The organism is Streptomyces sp. NPDC048411 (assembly GCF_040704695.1).
In the GTDB taxonomy this organism is placed as follows: Bacteria; Actinomycetota; Actinomycetes; order Streptomycetales; family Streptomycetaceae; genus Streptomyces.
The window spans coordinates 13,661-39,864 of the sequence record NZ_JBEZKL010000068.1 but is presented as its reverse complement, the minus strand read 5'-3'; the positions used below and the strand labels follow the sequence as shown (position 1 = coordinate 39,864).

Annotated in this window: 26 protein-coding genes; 9 read left to right on the top strand and 17 right to left on the bottom strand. The window is 70.1% G+C overall.

Going from position 1 to position 26,204, the window contains the following annotated elements; genetic code table 11:
• Positions 1-401: 401 nt before the first annotated feature.
• On the top strand, positions 402-1,280 hold the full coding sequence (locus AB0915_RS23205) for a chitosanase (protein ID WP_366692902.1): 879 nt from the start codon (positions 402-404) through the stop codon (positions 1,278-1,280).
• Between the two features lie 81 nt (positions 1,281-1,361).
• On the opposite strand, the gene AB0915_RS23200 is transcribed toward AB0915_RS23205, so the two are convergent.
• The 8 genes from AB0915_RS23200 to AB0915_RS23165 form a co-directional block, all read right to left on the bottom strand.
• Positions 1,362-2,804 carry a nucleobase:cation symporter-2 family protein gene (locus tag AB0915_RS23200; protein WP_366692901.1) on the bottom strand — a complete coding sequence of 481 codons (1,443 nt, stop codon included), beginning with the start codon at positions 2,802-2,804 and terminating at the stop codon, positions 1,362-1,364.
• A gap of 231 nt (positions 2,805-3,035) precedes the next feature.
• The gene (locus AB0915_RS23195; protein ID WP_366692900.1) at positions 3,036-4,424 is read right to left on the bottom strand and encodes an 8-oxoguanine deaminase; all 1,389 of its coding nucleotides are present in this window, start codon (positions 4,422-4,424) and stop codon (positions 3,036-3,038) included.
• A gap of 45 nt (positions 4,425-4,469) precedes the next feature.
• Entirely contained in the window at positions 4,470-4,910 is a 441-nt protein-coding gene (locus tag AB0915_RS23190) for a solute carrier family 23 protein (RefSeq protein WP_366692899.1), read from the bottom strand.
• Between the two features lie 64 nt (positions 4,911-4,974).
• Positions 4,975-5,907, bottom strand: coding sequence for a factor-independent urate hydroxylase (pucL, locus tag AB0915_RS23185; RefSeq protein WP_366692898.1), 933 nt, complete (start codon positions 5,905-5,907; stop codon positions 4,975-4,977).
• Positions 5,908-5,912: 5 nt separating this feature from the next.
• Positions 5,913-6,302: a hydroxyisourate hydrolase gene (gene uraH, locus AB0915_RS23180; protein ID WP_366692897.1), complete on the bottom strand. Its 390-nt coding sequence runs from the start codon at positions 6,300-6,302 to the stop codon at positions 5,913-5,915.
• Between the two features lie 5 nt (positions 6,303-6,307).
• Positions 6,308-6,817, bottom strand: coding sequence for a 2-oxo-4-hydroxy-4-carboxy-5-ureidoimidazoline decarboxylase (gene uraD / locus AB0915_RS23175; protein ID WP_366692896.1), 510 nt, complete (start codon positions 6,815-6,817; stop codon positions 6,308-6,310).
• Between the two features lie 164 nt (positions 6,818-6,981).
• Entirely contained in the window at positions 6,982-7,359 is a 378-nt protein-coding gene (locus AB0915_RS23170; protein ID WP_366692895.1) for a helix-turn-helix domain-containing protein, read from the bottom strand.
• On the bottom strand, positions 7,356-7,607 hold the full coding sequence (locus tag AB0915_RS23165; protein WP_366692894.1) for a hypothetical protein: 252 nt from the start codon (positions 7,605-7,607) through the stop codon (positions 7,356-7,358). Before AB0915_RS23165 ends, AB0915_RS23170 begins: the two co-directional genes overlap by 4 nt.
• Before the next feature lie 337 nt (positions 7,608-7,944).
• Between AB0915_RS23165 and AB0915_RS23160 the strand changes: the two genes are divergently transcribed.
• The 3 genes from AB0915_RS23160 (at position 7,945) to AB0915_RS23150 (ending at position 11,387) form a co-directional block, all read left to right on the top strand.
• Positions 7,945-8,784: a TIM barrel protein gene (locus AB0915_RS23160; protein WP_366692893.1), complete on the top strand. Its 840-nt coding sequence runs from the start codon at positions 7,945-7,947 to the stop codon at positions 8,782-8,784.
• Between the two features lie 49 nt (positions 8,785-8,833).
• A complete protein-coding gene (locus AB0915_RS23155; RefSeq protein WP_366692892.1) occupies positions 8,834-9,733 on the top strand; it encodes a 2-hydroxy-3-oxopropionate reductase in 900 nt (299 codons plus the stop codon).
• 196 nt (positions 9,734-9,929) lie between these two features.
• Positions 9,930-11,387: a catalase gene (locus tag AB0915_RS23150; RefSeq protein WP_366692891.1), complete on the top strand. Its 1,458-nt coding sequence runs from the start codon at positions 9,930-9,932 to the stop codon at positions 11,385-11,387.
• Between the two features lie 388 nt (positions 11,388-11,775).
• Here AB0915_RS23150 and AB0915_RS23145 read toward each other — a convergent pair whose 3' ends face one another.
• The 5 genes from AB0915_RS23145 to gcl all read right to left on the bottom strand — a co-directional run bounded on the left by AB0915_RS23145 (position 11,776) and on the right by gcl (position 17,948).
• Positions 11,776-12,447: a response regulator transcription factor gene (locus tag AB0915_RS23145; RefSeq protein ID WP_366692890.1), complete on the bottom strand. Its 672-nt coding sequence runs from the start codon at positions 12,445-12,447 to the stop codon at positions 11,776-11,778.
• Positions 12,444-13,766, bottom strand: coding sequence for a sensor histidine kinase (locus AB0915_RS23140; protein ID WP_366692889.1), 1,323 nt, complete (start codon positions 13,764-13,766; stop codon positions 12,444-12,446). Before AB0915_RS23140 ends, AB0915_RS23145 begins: the two co-directional genes overlap by 4 nt.
• Positions 13,767-13,776: 10 nt before the next feature.
• On the bottom strand, positions 13,777-14,943 hold the full coding sequence (locus tag AB0915_RS23135) for an acyltransferase (RefSeq protein ID WP_366692888.1): 1,167 nt from the start codon (positions 14,941-14,943) through the stop codon (positions 13,777-13,779).
• A complete protein-coding gene (locus AB0915_RS23130; protein WP_366692887.1) occupies positions 14,936-15,934 on the bottom strand; it encodes an alpha/beta hydrolase in 999 nt (332 codons plus the stop codon). The genes AB0915_RS23135 and AB0915_RS23130 overlap by 8 nt, the downstream gene beginning before the upstream one ends.
• 229 nt (positions 15,935-16,163) lie before the next feature.
• Positions 16,164-17,948, bottom strand: a complete 1,785-nt coding sequence (gene gcl / locus AB0915_RS23125; RefSeq protein WP_366692886.1) for a glyoxylate carboligase — start codon at positions 17,946-17,948, stop codon at positions 16,164-16,166.
• Positions 17,949-18,261: 313 nt separating this feature from the next.
• Here gcl and AB0915_RS23120 point away from each other — a divergent pair, with 313 nt between their 5' ends.
• On the top strand, positions 18,262-18,975 hold the full coding sequence (locus AB0915_RS23120) for a hypothetical protein (RefSeq protein ID WP_366692885.1): 714 nt from the start codon (positions 18,262-18,264) through the stop codon (positions 18,973-18,975).
• A 299-nt stretch (positions 18,976-19,274) separates the two neighbouring features.
• Here AB0915_RS23120 and AB0915_RS23115 read toward each other — a convergent pair whose 3' ends face one another.
• On the bottom strand, positions 19,275-20,390 hold the full coding sequence (locus AB0915_RS23115; protein WP_366692884.1) for a SpoIIE family protein phosphatase: 1,116 nt from the start codon (positions 20,388-20,390) through the stop codon (positions 19,275-19,277).
• Positions 20,391-20,751: 361 nt separating this feature from the next.
• Positions 20,752-21,255: an RICIN domain-containing protein gene (locus tag AB0915_RS23110; protein WP_366692883.1), complete on the bottom strand. Its 504-nt coding sequence runs from the start codon at positions 21,253-21,255 to the stop codon at positions 20,752-20,754.
• A 558-nt stretch (positions 21,256-21,813) separates the two neighbouring features.
• On the opposite strand from AB0915_RS23110, the gene AB0915_RS23105 reads away from it, so the two are divergent.
• Complete coding sequence (locus AB0915_RS23105) at positions 21,814-22,320, top strand: GNAT family N-acetyltransferase (RefSeq protein ID WP_366692882.1); 507 nt, start codon at positions 21,814-21,816, stop codon at positions 22,318-22,320.
• 125 nt (positions 22,321-22,445) lie between these two features.
• A complete protein-coding gene (locus AB0915_RS23100; RefSeq protein ID WP_366692881.1) occupies positions 22,446-22,667 on the top strand; it encodes a hypothetical protein in 222 nt (73 codons plus the stop codon).
• A 33-nt stretch (positions 22,668-22,700) separates the two neighbouring features.
• On the opposite strand, the gene AB0915_RS23095 is transcribed toward AB0915_RS23100, so the two are convergent.
• Entirely contained in the window at positions 22,701-22,847 is a 147-nt protein-coding gene (locus tag AB0915_RS23095; RefSeq protein ID WP_366692880.1) for a hypothetical protein, read from the bottom strand.
• Positions 22,844-24,520, bottom strand: coding sequence for an AMP-binding protein (locus AB0915_RS23090; protein WP_366692879.1), 1,677 nt, complete (start codon positions 24,518-24,520; stop codon positions 22,844-22,846). The genes AB0915_RS23095 and AB0915_RS23090 overlap by 4 nt, the downstream gene beginning before the upstream one ends.
• A gap of 109 nt (positions 24,521-24,629) precedes the next feature.
• Between AB0915_RS23090 and AB0915_RS23085 the strand changes: the two genes are divergently transcribed.
• Together AB0915_RS23085 and AB0915_RS23080 are read left to right on the top strand one after the other, a co-directional pair.
• Positions 24,630-25,472 carry a LuxR C-terminal-related transcriptional regulator gene (locus AB0915_RS23085; RefSeq protein ID WP_366692878.1) on the top strand — a complete coding sequence of 281 codons (843 nt, stop codon included), beginning with the start codon at positions 24,630-24,632 and terminating at the stop codon, positions 25,470-25,472.
• A gap of 84 nt (positions 25,473-25,556) precedes the next feature.
• A complete protein-coding gene (locus AB0915_RS23080; RefSeq protein WP_366692877.1) occupies positions 25,557-26,204 on the top strand; it encodes a LysE family translocator in 648 nt (215 codons plus the stop codon).

Genomic DNA, 26,204 nt, shown 5'->3' with positions numbered 1-26,204 from the left:
GCCAGCTACCTCGCAGGGCTCCACCTACGCGGCTCCCTCATCTGGATCCGCAGCCTCCGCCCCACCGAGTGATCTCAACCCGGAACAGGCCCTAGCGGAATAGACATTGAGCCATGGGTGGTCTGCGGGGCGGCCCCACGGGCGCATGGATCCACGTGGCCCGCCTCAACTGCTGACAGCCATCGGCCAGAGGGTGTCCGCCCCTGATCCACAGGCCAACCCGTACGACCCCGCACCGCGCGTCCGGCGCGTGGTGCGGGGCCTTTCCGTAGCCGGAGCCGAACTCAACATGCTTGCGCCGAAGGAGTGCACGACTCTCACTCCACTCCGAACTCTCACTCCACTCTGGTAGGAAAGCTTCCTAGCGGAACACGGAACGACGAACTCCCTTTGGAGGAATGGTGCCCGCTCGACATAAGCACGCCGCACGTCGCAACACTCGCCCCGTACGGCTCGCGCTGGCCGCATTCGGGGTGACCTTCACGGCGGCACCCACCACCGCCCACGCCAGTGCCCCCACGCATCCGGCCGTGCGCCAGGAGGTCTCCGCCACCCGGCAGGCGGCTGCCGCAACCGGGCTGGCCAATCCGACGAAGAAGGAGATCGCCATGCAGCTGGTCTCCAGCGCGGAGAACTCCTCACTCGACTGGAAAGCGCAGTACAAATACATCGAGGACGTCGGCGACGGCTGCGGCTACACCGCGGGCATCATCGGCTTCTGCTCCGGCACCGGCGACATGCTCGACCTCGTCGAGCTGTACACCCAGCGCAAGCCGGGCAACGTCCTCGCGAAGTATCTGCCCGCTCTGCGGGAGGTGAACGGCACCGACTCGCACGACGGCCTCGACCCGGACTTCGCCGAGGACTGGGCGACCGCGGCGTCGGACCCGGCCTTCAAGCAGGCGCAGAACGACGAACGGGACCGGGCGTACTTCAACCCGGCGGTCGATCGGGCGAAGGCCGACGGCATCGGCACGCTCGGCCAGTTCGTGTACTACGACGCCATCGTCATGCACGGCGACGGCGACGAAAGCACCAGTTTCGGCTCCATCCGCAAGCGCGCGCTCGCCAGGGCGAAGCCGCCGTCGCAGGGCGGCGACGAGGTGACCTACCTCAACGCCTTCCTGGACGCGCGGGTCTGGGCGATGCGGCAGGACGAGGCCCACTCGGACACCAGCCGGGTGGACACCGCCCAGCGGGTCTTTCTGAAGAAGGGCAATCTGAACCTGGATCCGCCGCCCGCCTGGAAGGTGTACGGCGACAGCTACCACATCGGCTGAGTCCCGCCCGGACCTGCCCGGAGTACGCCGGTGGCGCGTACGGCTCCCGCCGTGCGCGCCACAGCGCCGTACCGGACGCGCTCAGTGCGCGCCCACCGGTGCCGTCGCCGGGACGGAGGGCTCCTCCTCGTCCTCCGTCTCCGGCTTCTCGCCCAGGTGGTTGAAGGCCAGGTTGAGGACGATCGCCACGACGCACCCGGTGGATATCCCCGAGTCCAGGACGACGAGGAGGTCCTTCGGGAACGCGTGATAGAACTCCGGCGCGGCGATCGGGATCAGTCCGATGCCGACGGCGGCCGCGACGATCAGCGCGTTCTCACCCTTCTCCAGGGCGGCGGTGGCCAGCGTCTGGACGCCGCTCGCGGCGACCGAGCCGAAGAGCACGATGCCCGCACCGCCGAGCACCGGCAGCGGGACGAGCGCGATGACGGACGCGGCCACGGGGACCAGACCGAGCACGATCAGGATGACGCCACCCGCGGCGACGACGAACCGGCTGCGCACCTTGGTCATCGCGACCAGGCCGATGTTCTGCGCGAAGGCGCTGCACATGAAGCCGTTGAAGAGCGGGCTCACGGCGCTGCCGAGGGTGTCGGCGCGCAGACCGCCCTCGATGGTCCGTTCGTCCGCCGGTCGGCCGACGATCTTGCCGAGGGCCAGCATGTCGGCGGTGGACTCGGTCATGCAGACGAGCATCACGATGCACATCGAGACGATGGCGGCTATCTCGAACTGCGGTGCCCCGAAGTGGAACGGGGTCGGGTAGCCGACCAGGTCGGCGTCCTTGATCGCGCCGAAGTCGGTGATGCCGACCGGGATCGCTATCAGGGTACCGGCGACCAGACCGAGCAGGATCGCGATCTGCTGCAGGAAGCCGCGCAGCAGTTTGCGCAGGGCGAGGACGATGACCAGGGTGACGGCGGCCATGGAGATGTTGGTCGTCGACCCGTAGCCGTCGGCCGTCGCGTTGCCGCCCTGGGACCAGTTGAAGGCGACCGGCAGCAGTGAGACGCCGATCAGGGTGATGACGGTCCCGGTGACGACGGGCGGGAAGAAGCGGACCAGCTTGCAGAAGTAGGGGGCGAGCACGAAGCCGAGGAGGCTGGCCACGAGGATCGCGCCGAAGATGACGGCGATGCCGTCGTGTCCGCGGTCCTTGCCGATCGCGATCATCGGCGTCACCCCGGCGAACGAGACGCCGTTGACGAACGGCAGCCGGGCGCCGATGCGCCAGAAGCCGAGGGTCTGGAGCAGGGTGGCGATGCCCGCGGTGAAGAGGCTCGCCCCCATCAGGAAGGCGGTCTCCTTGGCGGTGAGTCCGACTGCGGGTCCCACGATCATGGGCGGGGCCACCACGCCTGCGTACATCGCGGCCACATGCTGCAGTCCGCTGGTGAACATCTTCAGTGGGGGGAGGGTCTCGTCGACCGGATGCTTGCCGCCGGCGACCTGCGGGTCGTCCGGTACGGGCTGCTGGTCGGGAACTGCGACTGCGTCGTTGCGAAACCTGGGCTGTGCTGCCACGGCGGTTCCTCCGGTCGGGTACACGTCAAGGCGACGTGGGTGTCAGGGAGGTGGTGCGTTGGTGCAGGTTGTGCAGCTGGTGCGGCAGCTTTGGTCACCGGTCCGGCGAACGCGCACTTCTGAGTGCGTGTGCGCCGGACCGGCTGCCGCGGACCCCGCTCGGGTCCACGGCGGCCGGCCGAGGGCCGTCCCCCTCCGGCCGGCTGTTCTGGGGGAGGTGCCCCGGAGCCGTCAGGCCCCGGCGGCGATCTGCGCGAGGCGGCGCGCCTCGTCGCGGGTGGCGCGGGCGATGGCGTCCTCGTCCACCGTGGTCAGGTGGTTGCCCTCGACGACCGTCTTCCCGTTGACGAGGGAGAGGGTGACGGGGGCGGCGGCGCCGAAGACGAGCGCGGTGACCGGGTCGGCGATGGAGGCGTGCGCGAGCGTGTCCAGCTTCCAGAGCACCAGGTCGGCGAGCTTGCCGACCTCCAGGGAGCCGATCTGGTCCGCGCGGCCGAGGACCTGGGCGCCGCCGTACGTTCCCAGACGCAGGGCCTGACGGGCGTTCAGTGCCTTTTCGCGGTGGGCGCCGAGGCGGTTGATGAGGAGGGCGTTGCGCAGTTCGGTGTGGAGTTCACCGGACTCGTTGGAGGCCGTGCCGTCGACACCGAGGCCGACGGGGACACCCGCGGCCAGCATGTCGGGGACCCGGGCGATGCCTGCCGCGAGGCGGGCGTTGGAGGACGGGCAGTGCGCGACGCCGGTGCCGGTGCGGGCGAACGCGGCGATGTCGGAGTCGTTCATATGGACGCAATGGGCCATCCATACGTCGTCGCCGAGCCAGCCCGTCGACTCGAAGTAGTCGGTCGGACCCATGCCGAACAGCTCGTGGCAGAACTTCTCCTCCTCCACGGTCTCCGAGCCGTGGGTGTGCATCCGGACCCCGCGGCGGCGGGCCAGCTCGGCTCCTTGACGGAGCAGTTCGGTGGAGATGGAGAAAGGCGAGCAGGGGGCGACGGCGATCTGCGTCATGGCGTCGAAGGAGCCGTCATGATGCGCGTCGATGGCCGCCTCGGTGCCGGTGAGCGCACCGTCGAGCGTCTCGACGGCAAAGTCCGGCGGCAGTCCGCCGTCCTTCTGGCTGCGGTCCATGGAACCGCGGGCGAGGGTGAAACGTACGCCCATGTCGCGGGCGGCTCCGATGATGGCGCCGGACAGGTCGCCGGAGCCCTGCGGGTAGACGTAGTGATGGTCCATGGCGGTGGTGACACCGCCGCGGGCCATCATCGCGAGCGAGCCCTGCGCTGCGGCGCGGACCATCGGCTCGTCGATACGCGCCCAGGTCGGGTAGAGGGCGACCAGCCAGTCGAAGAGGTTGTGATCGGTGGCCAGGCCCCGGGTGATCCACTGGTAGAAGTGGTGGTGGGTGTTGATCAGGCCGGGGGTGACGAGGTGCCCGGCGCCGTCGACGCGTCGTACGACGTTCTCCAGCCCCTCGGGGGCCCGGCCGGCGCCTACGTGCTCGATGCGGTTGCCCGCGACGACGACATGGCCCGAGGCGTACTCGGTGTCGTCGGCGTCGACGGTCGCGATCGAACAGTTCTCGATGACGATGCGGTCCACACGGTCAGGGGCTGCCATGGCGCTTCCTTCTTCTCTCTCCGGTGAGGTGGGCACGGCAGGACCCTAGGAGGATTTGAGTGCCACAGCCGTGCGGCTGTGGGTGCCGAGATGGTGGAAGAACAGGTTGAGCAGGACCGCTGCCAGCGTTCCCGCACTGATCCCGGAGCCCAGCACGGTCTGCGCCCAGGACGGAAATCCGGCGTAGAAGGCGGGCGCGGCGAGCGGGATGATGCCCGCGCCGAGCGCCACGGCGACCAGGGTGGCGAGTCCGGCGATCAGCAGACTGGCCGCGATCAGCCGGGTCATGCCGGCCGGGTCCAGGCCGGCGGCCTGGCCGATGATGAGCGGAGGGGTGACGACGCCCGCGTACATGGCGGCGATGTGCTGGAGCGCGGCGGGGACGAGCCGCGAGGGGGAAAGCTTTTCGTCCACCGGATGCACGGAGTTCTCCGGTGGTGCGGTGCAGGGGCCTTCTGCTGCCGGGCCCGTTGCAGGCTGTGCCATGGGGTTTCCCTCCGGGTCGGCCGGTCCCCGCCCGTCGGCGGGCGGGGACCGGCTCAGGGCCGCGTCAGAGGTTGGTCATGTCGACCGGGATCTGCGGCTCTGTGCCGTCCCGCAGCACGGTGGCCTCGATGAGTCCGTACGGGCGGTCCGCCGCAAAGTAGACAGCGCCGTCGGCGGTCTCGTTCTTGAGGCCGAAGGGCTCCAGGTCCACCAGGAAGTGGTGGTTGTTCGGCAGGGAGAAGCGGATCTCGTCGATCTCGCTGCGGCTGTTGATGACCCTCGATCCCATCTGGTAGAGGGTCTGCTGCAGCGAGAGGGAGTACGTCTCGGCGAAGGCCTGCAGGATGTGCTTCCTGGCCTGCTCGTACGACTTCTCCCAGTTGGGCATCCGGTCGTCGTCGCTGGTCCAGTTGTAACGCCAAACGGCAGCGACGTCGGTGCACAGGATGCGGTCGTACGCCTCCTTGAGCGTCGTGTACTTGTCCTTGACGTAACCCCAGAACTCCGAGTGGGTGGTGTTCATGACCGTGAGGTCCTTGAGTCCCGAGATGACCTGCCAGTTCTCGCCGTCGTAGGTGATCTGGGTGGTGCGCAGCTCCTGGCCCTTGCGGACGAAGGAGTGGTTGACCTCGTCCGAGCCTATGAACCTGGAGTTGTTGTCCGAGGTGGCGATGCGCTCCCAGGAGTACTCCTGGATACGGATGCGCGCCCGGTGGATCGGCTCCTGCGACATCACGAAGTGACGGGCGAGGTGGATGCCGAACTGCTCGGCGGACGTGATGCCGTGCTCCCTGGCGAACGCGTACACCGTGTTCTTGGTGGTGTCGGTCGGCAGGACGTTGGCGTTGGAGCCGGAGTAGTGGACGTCGTCCATGTCGCCGGAGAGGGCGACCGAGACGTTCAGGTCCTTGATGTGGTGGGTGTCGCCGTCCCGCGTGATCTTGACGACGCGGTTCTCTGCTTTGCCGTACTGGTTCTGGCCGAGAATCGTGGGCATGTCTGCTAGCTCCCTCGGTATACGGAGTAGCCGAACGGGTTGAGCAGCAGCGGTACGTGATAGTGCTCGCCCGGTACCACGGCGAAGGTGATCGCCACTTCCGGGAAGAACGCACCGCTGTCCCTTACGCGGGGGGCGTCCTGCTGCGCCTCGGCTTGCTGGTTGAAGAAGTACGCCTCGGTCTCGAAGTCGAGACGTACATGGGTGGTGCCCTCCGGCAGCGCCGGCAGGTCCTTGCATCGCCCGTCCGCGTCGGTCGCGGAGCCGCCGAGCGTCACCCACGGCGCGTCGCTGCCACTGCGGGCGGCGAGCGTGACGGCGACGGCTGCGGCGGGGCGGCCGATGCTGGTGTCCAGGACGTGCGTGGACACCGATGCGGTGGTGTCGGTGCTCAAGACCGTCACTCTCCTTCGGTTACGAGACGGGTCAGCCGGATGCGATTGATCTTGCCCAGCTCGGTGCGCACGATCTCGCGCTCCTGCTCGGGCGAGTTCCCGATCCGGGACTTCACCGCGTCGCGCATCTGCTCGCCGGTGGCACCGGTGGCGCAGATCAGGAAGACATGTCCGAACCGCTCCTGGTAGGCCAGGTTCAGTTCGAGCATCTCGGCCTTGAGCTCCTCGGTGGCGTCGGCCATCCCCCGCTGTTCGCGGGAGGAGGTCGGGTCCCCGGGGGCCGGGCGGCCGATCGGGGGGTGGCCGGCCATCGCGTCGGCCAGATCTTCACGGGTCAGCTCGGCCATGGCGGCATCGCTGGTGGCGAGAAGGGCTTCTGCGGTGGTGTAGGGGCGCCGGGAGAGGATCGCTCTTCCCCATGCCGCACTGGCACACACCTCGTGCAACGCGGTGGTGGCCTCGTCGTCCGCCAGGGTGTTGAACCGGGCGAGGCCCGGTGTGGAGCTCAGAGTCACGGGAGCCTCCGTGGCTTTTTTCGCTGTGCGTTGGTCGGGCTGCGGATAGCTAACGCCCTCCACAACACCACGTCAACACTTTGTTGAAATTCCGCGAACGTCAAAGGCCGCCGCCCGGCGATCCGGGCAACGGCCTTCCGCGTACTTCCGCGACCTTCGCTCAACTACTCACCTTTGGCAGCATTTTCCCGGTTGAGATAGTTGTAGACAGTGAAGCGGCTGACCCCCAGCGCCCCGGCCACCGTCTCCACGCCGTGCCGCACCGAGAAGGCACCCCGCGCCTCCAGGGTCCGCACGAGCGACTGTTTGGCCTTGCGGTCCAGCTCAGCGAGCGGCATGCCGTGCCGCCGCTCCAGGGCCGCCAGAATGTGGTCGAGCGAGTCCGAGAGCTGCGGCAGCCGTACAGCTATGACGTCCTCGCCCTCCCAGGCCAGCACGACGTCGTCGATCCCGGCGTCCTCGGGGCCGACCAGCTCGGCGCCCATGGCGTCGACGAGCGGCTTGACCGCGGTGACGAGGGGGTGGTCCGCCGGTTCGGTCACTTCAGATCCTCCCCGATGACGTTGACCTGGAGCGACACCCGGGTGGCACCGGACTCCAGGGCCTTGCGCAGCAGGGAGTCCACCGCGGCGAGCACCGCGTCGGCGCCGCCCTCCGCCGTATTGCCGAAGGGGCCGACATCCACGGCGTCCAGCTCGGCCGTCTGGATCACCTCGCGGGCCACCACCGCGTGGGCGGGTGCCTCGTCGAGATCGAAGGGCTCGGTGGTGAACTCCACTCTCAAGCGCACTGTGCCTCCATCATGTGCTCGCCGCGCCCAGGGGCCCGCGGCTCGGCCCCGACCCTAACGGACCACCAAGGACTTTTCGTTCGGCTCAGGCCGGATCAGGGAGCGACCCGCCACGGAGCGGCCGGTGTCGCCGTGCACGCTGCCCGCCAGGCAGCCCGGCAAGCGGAGAGCAACAGGCGGGGTGGACGGCCCGAGCGTGTCCGCCCCGCCTTCTGCGCGTCAGGACGAGCCCCGACCGGACCGAATTCCGGGCACCCCCTTGACAGCCCGACCAACCCCCGTGCAATCTTCCGTTCAGCAGAAACTAACTTCCGCAATACGGAAGGAGCGCACCCTCATGGGATACCCGGATCAGCGCTTCGATGTGAACCTTTCGATCCTCTTCACGGAACTCCCGCTCCTGGAGCGCCCCGCCGCCGCTGCCGTGGCGGGCTTCACGGCGGTCGAGCTGTGGTGGCCCTGGATCGAGACCCCCACCCCGCCGCAGAGCGAACTCGACGCCCTCAAGAAGGCACTCGACGACGCGGGCACGCAGCTGGTGGGGCTGAACTTCTACGCCGGACAGCTTCCCGGCCCCGACCGCGGCGCACTCTCCGTGCCCGGCCCGGAGTCGGACCGCTTCCGCGCCAATATCGAGGTTGCGGCCGACTTCGCCGCCTCGGTCGGCTGCAAGGCGCTCAACGCGCTGTACGGCAACCGCGTCGACGGCGTGGACCCGGCCGTGCAGGACGAGCTCGCCCTGGAGAACCTGGTCCTGGCCGCCCGCGCGGCCGGCCGGATCGGGGCGGTCCTGCTGATCGAGACCCTGAACGAGCCGGAGTCGCCGCGCTACCCGCTGGTGAGCGCACCGGCCGGAATCGAGGTCGTCGACAAGGTCAACGCCGCGACGGGGCTCAGCAATGCGAAATTCCTGCTGGACCTGTACCACCTGTCGATGAACGGCGAGGACCTCAGCCAGGTCATCGCCGCGTACGCCGACCGGACCGGCCACGTCCAGATCGCCGACAACCCGGGGCGCGGCGCGCCCGGCACCGGCTCCCTGCCGCTGGAGCAACTCCTCGACGAGCTGACGAAGGCCGGTTACGACGGCTGGGTCGGCCTGGAGTACAAGCCCGGCGACCGGCCGAGCGCCGAGTCCTTCGCCTGGCTCCCGGCCGAGGCCCGAGCAGCTCGCTGAGGGTGTCGGACTCCCCCTCGTACACACGTTTTCAGGAAGGCACCCCCTCATGAGCAACAACCTCCCCAAGGTTGCGTGGATCGGACTCGGCATCATGGGCTCCCCCATGTCCGAAAACCTGATCAAGGCCGGTTACGACGTCACCGGATACACCCTGGAGCAGGACAAGATCGACCGGCTGGCGGCGGCCGGCGGGCACGGCGCGGGTTCGATCGCCGAGGCGGTCCGGGACGCCGATGTCGTCATCACGATGGTGCCCGCGTCCCCGCACGTCGAGGCCATCGCGTACGGCCCCGAGGGCATCCTGGCGAACGCGAAGCCGGGCGCCCTGCTGATCGACATGTCCTCGATCACCCCGCAGACCTCCGTCGACCTCGCGAAGAACGCGAAGGAGAAGGACATCCGCGTCCTGGACGCCCCGGTCTCCGGTGGCGAGGCCGGGGCGATCGAAGCCGTGCTGTCGATCATGGTCGGCGGCGAGCAGGCCGACTTCGACGCCGCGCAGCCGATCCTGCAGGCCCTCGGCCGGACCATCGTGCTCTGCGGCCCGCACGGCTCCGGCCAGACGGTGAAGGCCGCCAACCAGCTGATCGTCGCGGTCAACATCCAGGCCTGCGCCGAGGCCGTCGTCTTCCTGGAGAAGTCCGGGGTCGATCTCGCCGCCGCGCTCGACGTCCTGGCCGGCGGACTGGCCGGCTCGACCGTACTGACCCGGAAGAAGGACAACTTCCTGGGCCGGGACTTCGCGCCGGGCTTCCGGATCGACCTGCACCACAAGGACATGGGCATCGTCACCGACGCCGCCCGTAGTGTCGGTGCCGCGCTGCCCGTCGGCGCCGTGGTCGCCCAGCTCGTCGCCTCGCTCCGCGCGCAGGGCGACGGCGGCCTGGACCACTCGGCCCTGCTGCGCGCGGTCGAGCGCCTCTCGGGTCAGCCCGTCCAGGCCTGACCGACCGCCCCACAGACTTCCGGATGGCGCCGGCGCTGACACCTGTCCTGTCGCGCCCAGGCGTCGGCGCCATCCGGAACACCCCACTCGCAATTTCAACAAACTGTTGACGTTCGGTTCGGAGCGTACTTACGCTCCTGGAGCCCCCAGGGCGTCGCAGTTCAGCAGCTCCCGTACGGAAGGTCGCCCCGACACCATGACGCAGCGTGTGCTTACGACCGAGTCAGGCGCCCCGGTCGCCGACAACCAGAACTCCGCCACCGCCGGCGTCGGTGGCCCGATCCTCCTCCAGGACCAGCACCTGCTGGAGAAGCTCGCGCGCTTCAACCGGGAACGCATCCCGGAGCGCGTGGTCCACGCCCGCGGTTCCGGCGCGTACGGCTACTTCGAGGTGACCGACGACGTCACCGGCTTCACCCGGGCCGACTTCCTCTCCGCCGTCGGCAAGCGCACCGAGACGTTCATCCGGTTCTCGACGGTCGCCGACTCGCTCGGCGGCGCCGACGCCGTACGCGACCCACGCGGCTTCGCGCTCAAGTTCTACACGGACGAGGGCAATTACGACCTGGTCGGCAACAACACCCCGGTCTTCTTCATCAAGGACCCGATCAAGTTCCCCGACTTCATCCACTCGCAGAAGCGCGACCCGTTCACGGGCCGTCAGGAGCCGGACAACGTCTGGGACTTCTGGGCGCACGCCCCCGAGGCGACGCACCAGGTGACCTGGCTGATGGGCGACCGGGGCATCCCTGCCTCGTACCGCCACATGAACGGCTACGGCTCGCACACCTATCAGTGGACGAACGCCGAGGGCGAGGCCTTCTTCGTCAAGTACCACTTCAAGACGAACCAGGGCGTGCGCTCCCTCTCGAGCGAGCAGGCCGCCGAGCTCGCGGGCAAGGACAGCACCTCGCACCAGACGGACCTGCTGCAGGCCATCGAGCGGGGCGTGAATCCGTCCTGGACCCTCTACGTGCAGGTCATGCCGGCCGCCGAGGCCGCCGACTACCGCTTCAACCCGTTCGACCTCACCAAGGTGTGGCCGCACAGTGACTACCCGCTGCAGCGCGTGGGCCGGCTGGTCCTGGACCGCAACCCGGACAACGTGTTCGCCGAGGTCGAGCAGGCCGCGTTCTCCCCGAACAACTTCGTGCCCGGCATCGGCCCCTCCCCGGACAAGATGCTCCAGGGCCGCCTGTTCGCCTACGCCGACGCGCACCGCTACCGGCTGGGCGTCAACCACACCCAGCTCCCGGTGAACGCCCCGCGGACCGCCGTCGTCGACAACTACGGCCGCGACGGTCTGCACGCCACCCGCAACGGCGCACGCCACGACAAGAACTACGAGCCCAACTCGTACGCCGGCCCCGCCCAGACCGGCGCGGCGCTCTCCGCCCCCCTGGCGATCCACGGCTGGACCGGCACCCACGCGGCGCCCGCCCACACCAAGGACGACGACTTCTTCCAGGCGGGCGAGCTCTACCGGCTGATGTCCGAGGACGAGAAGGGCCGCCTGGTCGCCAACATCGCCGGAGGCCTCTCCCAGGTCACCCGCGACGACGTGATCGAGAAGAACCTCGCGCACTTCCACGCCGCCGACGCCGACTACGGCAAGCGCGTCGAGGAAGCTGTCCGCGCTCTGCGCGAGGACTAGGCCCTGCCGTAGGGGTTGTCCGGCGGATCAGGGCCGGACCACCCCCATATCACCGAGACCGCGCAGGGGATGCGACGGGAGGTCATGTCCCCTGCGCTGTCCGTCCGGCCGGCCCTGAGGGGTGTCCGGCGGGACGGACGCGTCCGAGGACCGCGGCAGCGTGCGAGCCAGTGCGGTGGTGAAGGCAGCCGACGGCCGCTCTCGACCTGAGAGAGCGGACCCGGCCGCCCATCGCGCGCCGCCGCGGTCCCGGCTCAACCACCCTCTCAGCCTGCAGAACTCCGCCCGGCGGCGCGAACGAAACGGTCGCGCCGGCCTCCCGCCGTCGGGCGGTCACCACCCTGGGGCGGGGGCGCGGACGGTTCCGCGCTCCCGCCCTTCATGTACGTCAGTAGCCGGTCGGGCGCACCAGGCCCGTCTCATAGGCGAAGACCGCGGCCTGCGTCCGGTCGCGCAGCCCCAGTTTGGCCAGGATCCGGCTCACATGGGTCTTCGCGGTCTGCTCCGCCACCACCAGCAACTGGGCTATCTCCGCGTTCGACAGACCCTGCGCGATCAGGGACAGCACCTCTGTCTCGCGTTCCGTCAGATGACCGACGCGGTCCTTCAGCGGCGCCCGGGGGGCGGCGGTCATCCGGGAGAACTCGGCGATCAGCCGCTTGGTGATGTTCGGGGCGAGCAGCGCGTCACCGGACGCCACGACCCTGACCGCATGGGCCAGTTCCTCGATCGACGCATCCTTGAGGAGAAAGCCGGACGCGCCCGCGCGGAGCGCCTCGTACACGTACTCGTCGAGATCGAAGGTGGTCAGGATGAGTACCTTGATCCGGGCGCCGGGCGGTGACGTGATGCGGCGGGTCGCCTCGATGCCGCCGAGCACGGGCATCCTGACGTCCATCAGTACGACGTCCGGGGCGAGTTCGGCGACCTTGGCGACGGCGTCGAGGCCGTCCACCGCCTGACCGACGACCTCGATGCCGGGTTCGGCGTCGAGCAGCACCGTGAAGCCCTGACGAACCATCATCTGGTCGTCGGCGATGAGTACGCGAATGGTCGTCACGGGGTGTCCTCGGCAGATTCGGTGGCCAGGGCAGGGGCGCCCACCGGCAGGATAGCCGTGACCTCGTAGCCGCCGTCCGGTGTCGCCCCGGCCGCGAGTTCGCCGCCCAGCATGGCGGTGCGTTCGCGCATCCCCAGCAGCCCGTGCCCCATGGACTGTGAGGGCGCGGCCGGCCCGTCGGGCGCGGTGTTGGTGATCCGGACGGTCAGCCCGGTCGTCCCGTAGGCCGTCTCCACCCGCACCTGTGCGCCAGGGGCATGCCTCATCGCGTTGCTGAGCGCCTCCTGGACGATCCGGAAGGCCGACAACTCGACACCGGGCGGCAGCACGCGCGGCGCACCGGTGGTGGCGGTGGTGACCGTGAGCCCGGCGCCGCGCACATTGGCGACCAGTTCGCCGAGCCGGTCGAGTGTGGGCTGCGGGGTGTGCCTCACCTCTTGCGACAGGGCGTCCTCGGAGCGGAGTACGCCGAGCACATGGCGCAGTTCGGTGAGTGCCTCGACGGCATTCTGCCGGATGCCCGCGAGGTTCTCCCGCAGCTCGTCGGACGGGTTCTCGACCAGGTGCGGGGCGACCTGCGCCTGGATGGAGATCACCGACATGTGGTGGGCGACCACGTCGTGCAGCTCGCGGGCGATGCGGTTGCGCTCCTCCAGGAGGGTGCGCCGGGCCCGCTCCCCGGCGGTGAGCTCCTCCTGGACGACGAGCTGGGTGCGGGCCATCCGCAGGCCGCGCAGCGCGGCGCCGAGTACCACGGCGGCGATCAGGACCGGAGTGGAGCGGTCGATGTCGTAGTTGTGCGGCGTGGTGGTGAAGACGGTGCAGGCCAGTCCGGCGAGGAGAGTGATCACCAGCGCGCCGGCCGCGCGGCGGGGCGGGACCCGCAGCGCCAGCAGGAAGAGCACTCCGCACTGGAGCACGAGCCCGGCAACGTTCCATGGGAACAACTGGTCCCCGCTCATATCGGACTCGTTGAGCCGCACGGTGACGACCATGAGGACGGTCGACGCCCACCAGGCCGACACCGGGCGGAACATCGCGGCGACGAGCGCCGCCCCGTGGGCGATGCCCAGCAGCACCACGTACCTGGGGATGCCGCCGCCGTCGACCGGACTCATCTCGTTCACATGGAACACGGTGAGGAAGGTCGCGCAGATGACCAGCAGCATCGCGAACACCGGCCGCCAGACCGGCCATCCGGGCTGGCCCATGTCCGGCAGCGGGTCGGCGGGCGTCGTCAGATCCTCGAACAGGACGCGCGGCGCCCCCCGCAGGGCAGCCTTCCACCGCCCCTTGCCCTCCACTGATTTCCACGTCATCCGGACCACCTTAGACACGGTTCATCACCGAGGGCCTGGTGGGACGGTTCTCGCGGACGATCCGCCCCTTCCCGCGTCGCGACGGCCCCTCCTCGTACTTACGGAACGCCGCCCAGCAGACCAGCAGCGCCACGGCGAACGCCGGCAGCCACGCCAGACGGGCGAGCACCCAGCCCGAATCCCTGGGCACGGTGTGCAGTCCCGGCAGTGCCTCTCCCGCGAGCAGCCCGATGGCGGTGACCGCCATCATCGCGGTCTGGTGCCAGAGGAAGACCGTCATCGCAGAAAGGTTGACCAGCGCCACCGCCGCCCACGCCGCGGGGCGGCGCAGGACCCGCCGCAGCGGGCCGAGCAGCAGCCGGGCCGCACCGCACTGGGCGAGACCGAAGGTGACGGCCGCGAGGGTGGGCGGGTCGAGGTTGGAGATCCTGCTGCCCGGCACCCCGACCATGGACGCGGGGTAGCCGGCCCACAGAACGAGGCCGGCGGTGGCCGCGGCGCCGACCAGCAGCAGCGCCCATCCGGTGGCCCGGCTGTGCAGGCCGCCGCGGGCCCAGGTCGCGCCCAGGCAGTACGGAACCAGCCAGCCGGCCGCCACATTGATCCATCCGAGCCAGGCGGGCCCGCCCAGTCCGAACCGGATCAGGTCGACGTGGAGCACGACGGCGAGCGGCCAGAGCGGATGGAGCCTGGAGACCAGCGGGGTGACCGCGGTCAGTGCCGTGAAGACGAGCAGGAACCACAGCGGTGACAGCACCAGCTTGAGCAGCGCGTGCACGGTCTCCGTGCCCACCCCGGAGGCGAGCAGCGCGCCCGCTATCACGGTCCACACCACCAACACGGCGGCGACCGGCCGGAACAGCCGGAGCGTCCGGGCGCCGAGCCACTGCCCGTACGTGGTGCCGCGGGCGCGGGCGGAGGCGTAGCTCTTCGCGGCCATCTGTCCGCCGACGAGGAAGAAGACCGCGAGGGTCTGGAACAGCCAGGAGACCGGGATCAGTTCGGGCATGTGCTGAAGGGGGCTGGCGGCGCGCACCGTGCCGGTGTCGGCGATCAGTGCGGTGACCAGCCAGTGGCCGAGCACCACACCCAGGATGGCGAGGGCGCGCAGGGCGTCCACAGCCCGGTCGCGGTCGGGCGGGGTGGCTGCGTCGATCCGCCGGACGAGTTCACGCATGGCGGCCCTCCTCGGCAGGGGTCAGGCCGGAGACGATCCGGGCGAGGTTCTTCAGGGACAAGGAGCCGGGCTTCAGGTAGTCGCTGTGGCCGCCGTCGCCCGCCGCGCAGTGCCGGGCACCGAACCCGGGCGAGACCGGGTCGGTCCCGAACCCGAGGGTGACGAACGGAAGTCGGAGCTGTTCGTGCGGTACGTCGGCGATCCAGTCGCTGCCGCCCCGGCCCGCCCAGACGGTGGCCGGGGTGTGCAGCGCGGCGACGCTTCGCGCGCCGGTGCCGGGGCTGCCGTACAGGACGATGCCCGCGACCTCCAGTCCGGACGCGGCCTTGGCGCAGACGATGGATCCGTAGGAGTGACAGAGCAGCGTGATCCGGGCGGACGGTTTGGACTTCTTCAACTCGCCCAGGAATGCGCGTAGTTCGGGGGCTGCATGCTCGGCCAGGCCGGACGTCACCGCTTCCGGGCTCACCGTGGCAGGCGTTGCGTACCCGAGCCAGCCGATGACCGCCGATCCCTCGCCGAGCTCCCGCTGGAGCGCGACACCACCGGCCCTCAGCCGCCAGTACTTGTCGACATTGATGCCCGCGCCCGGAACCAGCACCGCGATCCGGCGCGCCGTGGACAGATCACCGAAGACCTCGACGCCGCGGCCGCCTTCGCGGCCGTCGAAGGAGAGGAAGTGGCGTGCCGGGTCGGCCAGTTCGCTCAGCGCGACCGCCCGCTTCCGGTCGCCGTGGCCGGTGGCCATCCGTTCGGCCGCCCGGATGGAACCGCGGTTGACGGCGTACCGCTCGTCCAGGGCGGCGGGGGTCGCGCGCAGCGGGGCGAGAGCGGCGGGGGCGGGCGCCGGGACGGCGGAGGGGAGGGCCGCGCCCGAGAAGGGCACGGTGACCGCGGCGATGACGAGGGCTGCGAGGAGGGTACGGGCGCCGCGCGGGCTCGTGAAGAGGCGGCGCGTGCGGGGGCGGCTCCTGGGCTGACGGGGCGCCATAAGTGGACGGTCCTTCCGTACCGGATGTCGGTCGTGCTTCCGGTACAGAAGCTAGGGAGCGGACCGTGTCGTCGGCGTCCACCCGTGGAGTGCACCTTCCGCGTAGCTCTGAAGTACTACGGGTAGGGGCGTCGGCCGTGTTCGGCCTGGCCAGGACGGGCAGGTGGGGGCGGATCACCGGGTTCCGGTGATCCGCCCCCACCTGGGAGACGTACCGAGGAGTGGTGCGTCAGCTCGCGACGAACGGGCGGATCGCCGTCGGGGCGTGGCCCGGCTCGGTGGCAATGTCCTCCCACTCGTTGACGGCGTCGATCCCGGCGCCACTCATCGAGATGTTGGTGATGCGCTCCAGGATCGCCTCGACGACCACCGGGACGCGGAATTCGGCGGCCAGCTTCTTGGCCTCCTCGAACGCGGGCAGCAGCCGGTCCGGCTCGGTGACCCGGATCGCCTTGCAGCCCAGCCCCTCGACGACCTTGACGTGGTCGACGCCGTAGACGCCCAGTTCCGGGGAGTTGATGTTCTCGAACTCCAGGTTGACCTGGAAGTTGATGTCCAGGTTGCGCTGCGCCTGGCGGATCAGCCCCAGGTAGGAGTTGTTCACCAGGACATGCACGTACGGGATGTTGTGCTGCGCACCGACCGCCAGTTCCTCCAGCATGAACTGGAAGTCGTAGTCCCCGGAGAGCGCGACGACCTGGCCCTCGGGGTCGGCGGTGGCGACACCCAGCGCGGCCGGGATGGTCCAGCCGAGCGGGCCGGCCTGGCCGCAGTTGATCCAGTGGCGCGGCCGGTAGACGTGCAGCATCTGCGCGCCGGCGATCTGGGAGAGGCCGATCGTGGTGACGTAGCGGGTCTCCGGCCCGAAGGTCCGGTTCATCTCCTCGTACACCCGCTGCGGCTTCAGCGGCACTTGGTCGAAGTGGGTGCGGCGCTGCAGCTTCGCCCTGCGCTCCTGGGTGGAGGCGGCCCAGGCGCTGCGGTCCGGCAGCTTGCCCGCGGCCTTGAGCTCCTTGGCCACCTCGACGAAGAGTTCCAGCGCGGCCCGGGCGTCCGAGGCGATACCGAGGTCCGGCGGGAAGATCTTGCCGAGCTGAGTGGGCTCGATGTCGACGTGGACGAACTTCCGGCCCTTGGTGTAGACGGCCAGGTCGCCGGTGTGGCGGTTGGCCCAGCGGTTGCCGATGCCGAGGACGAAGTCCGACTCCAGGAAGTTCGCGTTGCCGTAGCGGTGCGAGGTCTGGAGGCCGACCATCCCGGCGTTGAGCTCGTGGTCGTCGGCGAGGATGCCCCAGCCCATCAGCGTCGGGATGACCGGCGTGCCGGTCAGCTCGGCGAACTCGACGAGGAGTTCGCAGGCGCCGGCGTTGATGATGCCGCCACCGGCGACAATCACCGGGCGCTCGGCGGCGAGCAGGAAACCGATCGCCTTCTCGATCTGGGCACGGGACGCGGCCGGCTTGTAGACAGGCAGCGGCTGGTACGTCTCCGGGTCGAACTCGATCTCGGTCAGCTGGATGTCGATGGGCAGGTCGATGAGGACCGGACCCGGGCGGCCCGAGCGCATCAGATGGAAGGCCTGCTGGAAGACGCCGGGCACCTGCGCGGCCTCCAGGACGGTCGTCGCGGCCTTGGTCACCGGCTTGGCGATCGACGCGATGTCGACGGCCTGGAAGTCCTCCTTGTGGAGCTTGGCCACCGGCGCCTGGCCGGTGATGCAGAGAATCGGGACGGAGTCGGCGATCGCCGAGTAGAGCCCGGTGATCATGTCCGTGCCGGCGGGTCCCGACGTACCGATGCAGACGCCGATATTGCCGGCCCTGCTCCGGGTGTAGCCCTCGGCCATGTGGGACGCGCCCTCGACATGGCGGGCCAGGGTGTGGTCGATGCCACCGCCGGCCTTGAGCGCCGCGTAGAAGGGATTGATCGCCGCTCCCGGCACGCCGAACGCGTGGCTGACGCCTTCCAGCTTGAGGATCTCAACTGCCGCTCGGGCAGCGGTCATTCGAGGCATTTGAGTACTCCTGCTCGGGCCTGGTGGAGTCGGGCTCCGTCGCGCCACCTGAGAGCACCAATTCCGAATTACGGAAGTTAATTTCTGCTATACGGAAGCAATCTAGGCGGCGGCTCGTCGGCCGTCAAGAGAGGGCACCGGGCCGCTGCCACGCGGTGCCGGAAGAGCCGCGAATCCTCCAAGTCACTCCCCCGCGCCCCACTCCTGGTGGAGCATGGGGGCACGAGGCGCGGTCGGACGGTGACGGCCACGGAGCGCCGACGCGCCCGAAGACAGGAACCGGGGGCGGCAGCGGTGCCGGAGGGAGGCCACGGTGGAGTCCGTGCCGGTACGCTGCCCGGCCTGCCACCGCGAGCACGCGTACCTCACACCGGTCTACCCGTGCCCGTGCGGGTCGCCCACCGCCGCCCCGATGCGGCGCGGCGCCGCGCCCGAGCCGATCACGCACCGCACCTGGATCGACGACTGGGTGACCGTGCGCTGCCGCGCCTGCGGGCGCCACGACCAGTGGCCGCAGCCGGAGCTGTGCTGCCCGTGCGGGACGGTGCTGCGGATCCCGGTCAGACCCGTCACGGCGGCCGGCGCCGACCCGGCGGACGGGGTCCGGCCGACCCACATCCCGCTGCCGCGTACGGCGCCCACGCCCCGCCCGCCGTTCCGGCCGATGACGATCCGCACCGGCCGCGACGCGGTCACCGCCGCCGCGATGTATCTGCGGTGGCTGGGCTACCGCGATGTCGACATGCCGGCGAAGCGGCCCTCGTCCCGGATCGATCTGCGCGCCGCCGGACTGATCGCCCAGGTCGACTCGACCACCCGGCCGATCACCCTGCGCGACGTCGAATGTCTCTGGCTGAACGCCCTCAACGCATCGGTGACCAGTGTCTTCTTCTCGCTGGCGGGGTATGCGCAGGACGCCAGGGCGCGCGCCGACGGGCTCGGTATCCCGCTCTTCGTGATGGACCTCACCGGGACCCCGCAGCCGGTGAACGGCCCGGCGGACGAGCTGCTCTCCACGGGGGCCTGAGGGTGTCCGCGGAGTATCGCCGTCCGCCCGAAGGACGGCCCCCGCAGCGACCGGTGCGGCGCGCCGCAAGGCGCCGGAGCGTCCTGACAGCGGAGCGGCTCGGGCACGGTCCGGCCCGGCGCCGGACCGGTCCTTGGGTGCCGTGCGGCGAGGCAATCACCCGAAGACCGCCGTGCGTGGTGTGGAGCCCCGACACCTCCACCGCACCCGAGGTCATTGCCGTGATCAGGACCCGCAGCTGTCGGCAGCACTCGTGATCAAGGCAGCTGGAACATGCTGCTGCGGACACGGCGGCCGGGTCAAAGTTGCACGATGACCAGGGCGGTGTCGTCGGTGACGCCGCCGAGCGGGAGCAGGTCGGCCAACAGGGCGTCCGCGAGGGTTTCGGGGTCGGCTGTCCGGTGGCCGGCCAGGGAGCGGGCGAGCCGTGCGAGACCGGTGTCGATGTCCTCGCGGCGGCGCTCGATCAGGCCGTCGGTGTACAGCACGAGGACGGACCCCTCGGTGAAGGGCGCGGTGGCCTGGGGCCGGGGAGCGGGTTCGGGGCGGGCGCCGAGCGGGGGGTCGGTGGCCCGGTCCAGGAACTCGACGGTTCCGTCCCCGTGCCGGAGGGCCGGCGGAGGGTGGCCCGCGCTGCTGTAGGTGATGGTGTGGGTGTTCCAGTCGATGAACGTGTTGGCCACGGTGGTGTTCTCGGCGCCGTCGACCGAGCGGGCGTACAGCCCGAGGGCTTCCAGGGCACGGGCGGGGCCTTCGGTGACGCGGGAGGCGGCGCTGAGCGCGCTGCGCAGTTGCCCCATCACCTGGGCCGCAGGCAGGCCGTGGCCGACGACGTCGCCGACGGCGACCGCGATGCGGTCGCCGGGCAGTTCGACCAGGTCGTACCAGTCACCGCACACGTCCAGCGCGTCGATGGCGGGCCGGTAGCGTGCGGCCGCCGGGTGGCGCCCGACCCGGCGGAGGGCGGGCAGCATCGCCTCCTGCAGGCTCAGCGCCACCACGCGAGCGCGGATGAGTTCGGTGACCTCTTCCACGCGGTGCATCAGGAGCGTCACCCGCCCGTCCGAACCGAGAACGGGAATGTTGATCATGGTCCAGTAGCGCTCGCCCAGCACCCCGGGCCGGTCGGGATCCCCCATGTCGTAGCGCTGCAGCTCCATGGTGTCGCGCTCACCGGTTTCCGTCGCCCGCCGCAGTGACGCCTCGATGCTGCGCACCACGGCCGCGCCGGGGTCGGTCGGTCTGTGGACAAAATCGTCGCGCAGGTAGCGGCCGATGACTTGGCTGCGGGTGCGGCCCATCACGCGCAAGAACTCTTCGTTGACGTCCGCGTAGACCAGCTGCGGGGTCAGCAGCGCCACCGCACCGGGCAGGGCCTGGAACACCGCTGCGTAATCGATCTCCGGTTCCGTCACGTCTGCCCCGCCTCGACGCCGCCGCTGGTGTGTCTCTTCACGATAGGCACGGCAGGCCGAGGCAGCGGTACTCCTCTTCCCGTGGAGCTGGGCAGGTCACACGGTTGGCCCTCGGCGGCTGCCCGCGACGGCGGGGAGAGCCGAATCGGCGGCCTGGCAGGCACGTCACAGAGGAGCAGCCGGTACGCGGTCGCCCGCGGCGCCCCGCCGGCCGCCCCACGGATCGATCCGTGCGACCAGCGGCGTGCCAGATCTTCGCGCTGTCCGTCGTCCGCCGTCCACGACCGAATGTGGCTGGGTCCCCCGAAGGAGAACCCAGCCACACGGTGTCAACGCCTGCCCCACGGACCTCCGCGAGGACTCAGAGGTTGTTGGGCTCCCAGACGGGCAGCCAGACGTCGTTGGTCGCGCCCTGGGCAACGCAGTCGTACTGGATGAGGGGGCGTCCGACGCCTACTCCCCCAGCGACATTGAGGCACTTGTTGCTGGACTTGGCGACGATCTGGTAACCGATGCCCTTGGGCACGAGCCTCCACAGTTCGTTGTCGGCGTGGCCGCAGGTGTACTGGATGATCTGGGCCCCGTTGGCGTTACCGCCGCCGTTGACGTTGAGGCATTTGCCGCTGCTGACGGACCTGAACCGGTAGTAGGCGCCCCCGACCGCATTCGCTTCCCAGCGCTCGTTGGTCGTACCGGACCACGGGTACTGGATGATCGGGACGCCGTTGCCCTGGGCCGCTCCCTGTACGTTGGCAAGCTGGCCCGGAGCCGCGGCCAGTCTCAGGGTCATCTGCCTGGCGACGACGGACCGCGGGGCTGCCCCCGCGGAGTCGCTGGCGACGGCCGGGCTGAATGAGCCCGACATCAGAGCGGCACTGGTCGCGACGGCTCCCAGGCCCACAGCCCACCGCTTGCAAGTTTTCACGTTCGTCTCTCCGATCCCGCTGCTGCACACACCGACCCCTATGTCGCCATGTGCAATCAGCTCGCTACAGAAGGTAGCCAATCGGCTGCATGCGCCACAGATGACATTGGGGTCGCGTGGGAATCGACAAACGCCTCCACACGCCCCCTCAGTACCAGCGGTATCACCCTCGGCGGGCGTTTGTTGTGCTTGACGGCCCGCCAAGGAGCCCTACGCGGTCCGGCCCGTCCACGACGGAACCGGGCCGCGCGAGACCGAGCCCGATCCCCGGATCCGCCTCCGGCTCGGGCTCCACCACGAAGACCCGGCTTTCCGGATTCCGCGATCCCTGATGCCCATCGCCCGCCTCCCCTGATGCGCCGTGCGCGGCAGGCATGGCGCGTGCCGGGCCGGGCGGACACCAAGTGAAGCGGGGGACAGTGCTCGAACGGGCGCCCGCGGGCCGGCAATCCGACGCCTCCGCCCCCGCGCACAGGCCGCCGACGCCATACTGGCGGCATGCGTATCCGTCCCGCCCGCCGCACCGATCTCCCGCTGCTCCAGGAGATCGAACGCGCCGCCGGCGAACCGTTCCGCACCCTCGGTATGTCCGCCGTCTCGGACGACGACCCGCCACCCCTCGACCTGCTGGACGACTACCGCAGCGCCGGCCGCGCCTGGGTGGCCGTCGAATCCGACGACCGCCCCATCGGCTACCTGATCGCCGACGAGGTCGACGGCGCGGCCCATGTCGAGCAGGTCTCGGTCCATCCGTCCGCCGCCCGGCGCGGCGTGGGCCGCGCGCTCATCGACCACGTGGCCGGCTGGGCGGGCGACCGGCGGCTCGCCGCCCTCACCCTGACGACGTTCTCCCATGTCCCGTGGAACGCGCCGTACTACACGCGCCTCGGCTTCCGTACGCTCGCGGAGGCCGAACTCACCGACGGGCTAAGGAAGATCAGGGCGGAGGAGGCGGAACACGGCCTGGACCGCTGGCCGAGGATCTGCATGCGACGCGAACTCTGACCGGGCGTCAACCCCTCGACCCCGGAGCGGAACCGGTCGGCGACAGCGAGTGCAATCGGTCACGTTCACGCCTGGGGGCCACAATTGTTCGGGCTGTGTCAGTGGGCGGCCGTAAGATAGCGCCCATGGTCTTAATTCCACGGCACTCCCCCTCTTCCGACCCGCTGCACGCCGCGCAGCCGACGCACCAGTCCGCCATCGAGGCGAACGAGGCGATCCGTGCGCTGGTGGACGCACGAGCCGGGCAGGACTGGTCGTCCGTGGAGTCCGCGGCGTACGAGGTACTGCTCATCGAGTGGGCGGCGGCGACCCGCGGCGCTGCCAGCGACATCATCGAAGCCGCCTGACCGCGCCCCGGGCACCGCACCCCGCGTCACCGACTATCCGTAGTTCTCACGCAGTTCGATCTTCCGGACCTTCCCGCTGACCGTCATCGGGAAGGCCTCCAGGATCTGCAGCCTCCGCGGGATCTTGTAGTGCGCAAGCTGCTCGCCGTGCGCGTAGGACAGCCCGGTCCGTCCGGTCATCGCAGGTCCCCCTCGTCGTATTCGGTGCCGGTGCCCTGGGCCGTGCGCCCGCGCAGCTCGATTCGGCGGATCTTTCCGGAGACGGTCTTCGGCAGCTCGGCGAACTCCAGCCGGCGGATCCGCTTGTACGGGGCGAGGACCGCCCGCGAGTGCGCGAACAGCACCTTCGCCGTGTCCGGCCCGGGCTCCCAGCCCTCCGCCAGGACGACGTACGCCTTCGGTACGGCGAGCCGGACCGGGTCGGGCGCGGGCACGACCGCGGCCTCGGCGACCGCTTCGTGCTCCAGCAGCGCGCTCTCCAGCTCGAACGGCGAGATCTTGTAGTCGGACGCCTTGAACACATCGTCGGCGCGGCCGACATAGGTGATGTAGCCGTCCTCGTCGCGGGAGCCGATGTCGCCGGTGCGGTAGTAGCCGCCGGCCATCGCCTCGGCGGTACGGTCCGGGTCGCCGTGGTAGCCGGTCATCAGGCCGACCGGGCGGTAGGACAGGTCGAGGGAGATCTCGCCCTCGGTCGCACCGGGCTCACCGGTGACCGGGTCGAGGAGCTCGACCTTGAAGCCGGGACTGGGCCGTCCCATCGAACCGGCCTTCAGTGCCTGACCGGGGGTGTTGGCGACCTGGACGGCGGTCTCGGTCTGGCCGAAGCCGTCCCGGATCGTGACGCCCCACTCGCGCCGGACCGTTTCGATGACCTCGGGGTTCAGTGGCTCTCCGGCGGCGACGACCTCGCGCGGCGGGGTGTTCAGCTGGGAGAGGTCGGCCTGGATCAGCATCCGCCAGACGGTGGGCGGGGCGCAGAAGCTGGTGACGCCCGAGCGGTCCATTTCGGTCATCAGGCGGCCCGCGTCGAACCGGGTGTAGTTGAAGATGAAGACGGTCGCCTCGGCGCTCCACGGCGCGAAGAGGTTCGACCAGGCGTGCTTGGCCCAGCCCGGTGACGAGATGTTGAGGTGGACGTCCCCGGGCTTGAGACCGATCCAGTACATCGTCGCCAAGTGACCCACGGGGTAGGAGACATGGGTGTGCTCGACCAGTTTGGGGCTGGCGGTCGTGCCGGAGGTGAAGTACAGCATCAGTGGCTCGTCGGCGTCGGTCTCCCGGTCCGCCTCGAAGCTCTCCGGCTTGTCACCGGCGCCGGTGTAGGGCAGCCAGCCCGGTACGTCCTCGCCGACGGCGATCCGGGTGTAGTCGCCGGGCACCTCGTCGAACTTGGCGGCGTCGGCGTCCCGCACGATCACATGCCGGACCCGGCCGCGCTCCACCCGGTCGCGCAGGTCGACGGGGCCGAGGAGCGGGGTGGCGGGGATGACGACGGCGCGCAGTTTCATCGCGGCGAGGGCCGTCTCCCACAGTTCGACCTGGTTGCCGAGCATGACGAGGATCCGGTCGCCGGCGCGCACCCCTTGGGCGCGGAGCCAGTTCGCGGCCCGGTTGGAGCGGGCGGACATCGCGGCGAAGGACACCTCGGTGCGGCGGCCGTCCTCCTCCACGATGTGCAGGGCGGTGCGGTCGTTGTTCTCCGCGATGACGTCGAACCAGTCCAGCGCCCAGTTGAAATGGTCTGCCCGGGGCCAGCGGAAGCCCTCGTACGCTGTCGCGTAGTCCTCGCGATGCTGCAGCAGAAAGTCCCGGGCGGCCCGGAACGTTTCCGTTGCGCTGGTTGTCGACATGTGCCCTCCTTTTTTCGGACCGGACCGGTCCTTTAACATCATGTAAACCGTGACCCAGGTCTCACCACCCCCGAACGGGGGTACCGCAGGTGGGCAGAGAGGCGACAGCGTGCGGGAACCGGTCGATGCGGTCGAGATGCAAGCGGCCCTGCTGCGGTTGCGCCGGACGAGCGGGCTGCCCGTGGCGTTCGGCGGGCTGCTGTCGGATGCGCGTCACGCCAGGATCGCGGAGCTCAACGGGGCGCAGACCACGGCGCTGCGCGGCCTTGTCATCACTGCGGGCAGCGGACTCGGCGGCAAGGCGATCGCCCTGTCCCGGCCGTGCGCGGTGACCGACTACCCGTCGTCGCGGCACATCAGCCACGAGTACGACACCGCGGTCGCCGCGGAGGGGCTGCGCTCGGTGGTCGCGGTGCCCGTCGTCGTACGCCGGAAGGTACGAGGCGTGCTGTACGGGGCGCTGCGCGAGCCCCTCACCCTCGGGGACCGTACGTTCGACGCGGCCGTCGCGGCGGCCCGCGACGTGGAACAGGCGCTCGCCGTGCGCGACGAGGTGCAGCAGCTCCTGGCCTTCAGCCGGGACCAGGTGACGGACCCGCGGGCGGCGCCGGGTGCTTGGGAGGACGTCCGCGAGGCGCACCGCGAGCTGCGCGCGCTGGTCCCGAGGGTGACCGACCCGGCGCTTCGCGAGGAACTCCTCTCGGTGTGCGGGCGACTGGCCTCGGCGTCCGGGACAACGGTGCCGGGCGCCCACGGGGTGCAGCTGGCGCCGCGCGAGATCGATGTCCTCGCCTGTGTGGCCGCGGGCGCGACGAACGCGGTGACGGCCGACCGGCTGGGGCTGCGGCCGGAGACGGTGAAGGGGTATCTGCGCGCGGCGATGCGGAAGTTGGGGGCGCACACCCGGCTGGAAGCGGTCGTGGCGGCGCGCCGGGCGGGGCTGCTGCCGTAGGTGCGCGCCGGGCATCCGCCCCGGTCGCGCGCCTGACGTCCGCCGGGGTCTGTGCCGTACGGTCGGGGCCAGGGGGTGACGGACATGGTGTCCACGCATCAATATCTTGCCTTCGCGGCGATGTCCCTGCTGGTGATCGTGATCCCGGGGCCGAGCGTCCTCTTCGTGATCGGCCGGGCGCTGGCCCACGGCCGCCGCACCGCGCTGACGACGGTGCTGGGCAATGTCGCCGGTTCGTACGTCCTGGTGGTGGCGGTCGCGCTGGGCATCGGCTCGCTGGTCGAACGCTCGATGATGGTCTTCATGGCGGTGAAGCTGGCGGGTGCGGCGTATCTGGTCCTCCTGGGGGTGCAGGCGTTCCGCCACCGCAAGGAGCTGAAGCTGGGGGTTGTCGAGGCGACGCCGGGGCGGCCCGCGCGCGGTGATCTGCGGACGGTGGCGGACGGCGTGGTCGTCGGCGTCACCAACCCCAAGGGCATCGTCTTCTTCGCCGCGGTACTCCCCCAGTTCGTGGACCCCTCGACCGGCCATCTCCCGGTGCAGATGCTGCTGTTGGGGCTGGTACCGATCGCGATCGGGCTGGTGACGGACACGCTCTGGGGGCTCGGCGCGTCGGCGGCCCGGAGCTGGTTCGCCCGGTCGGACAGGCGGCTGTCGATGATCGGCGGGGCGGGTGGCTTCGCGATGATCGGTCTGGGCGTGACGGTGGCCGCGACGGGCCGCGCCGACTGA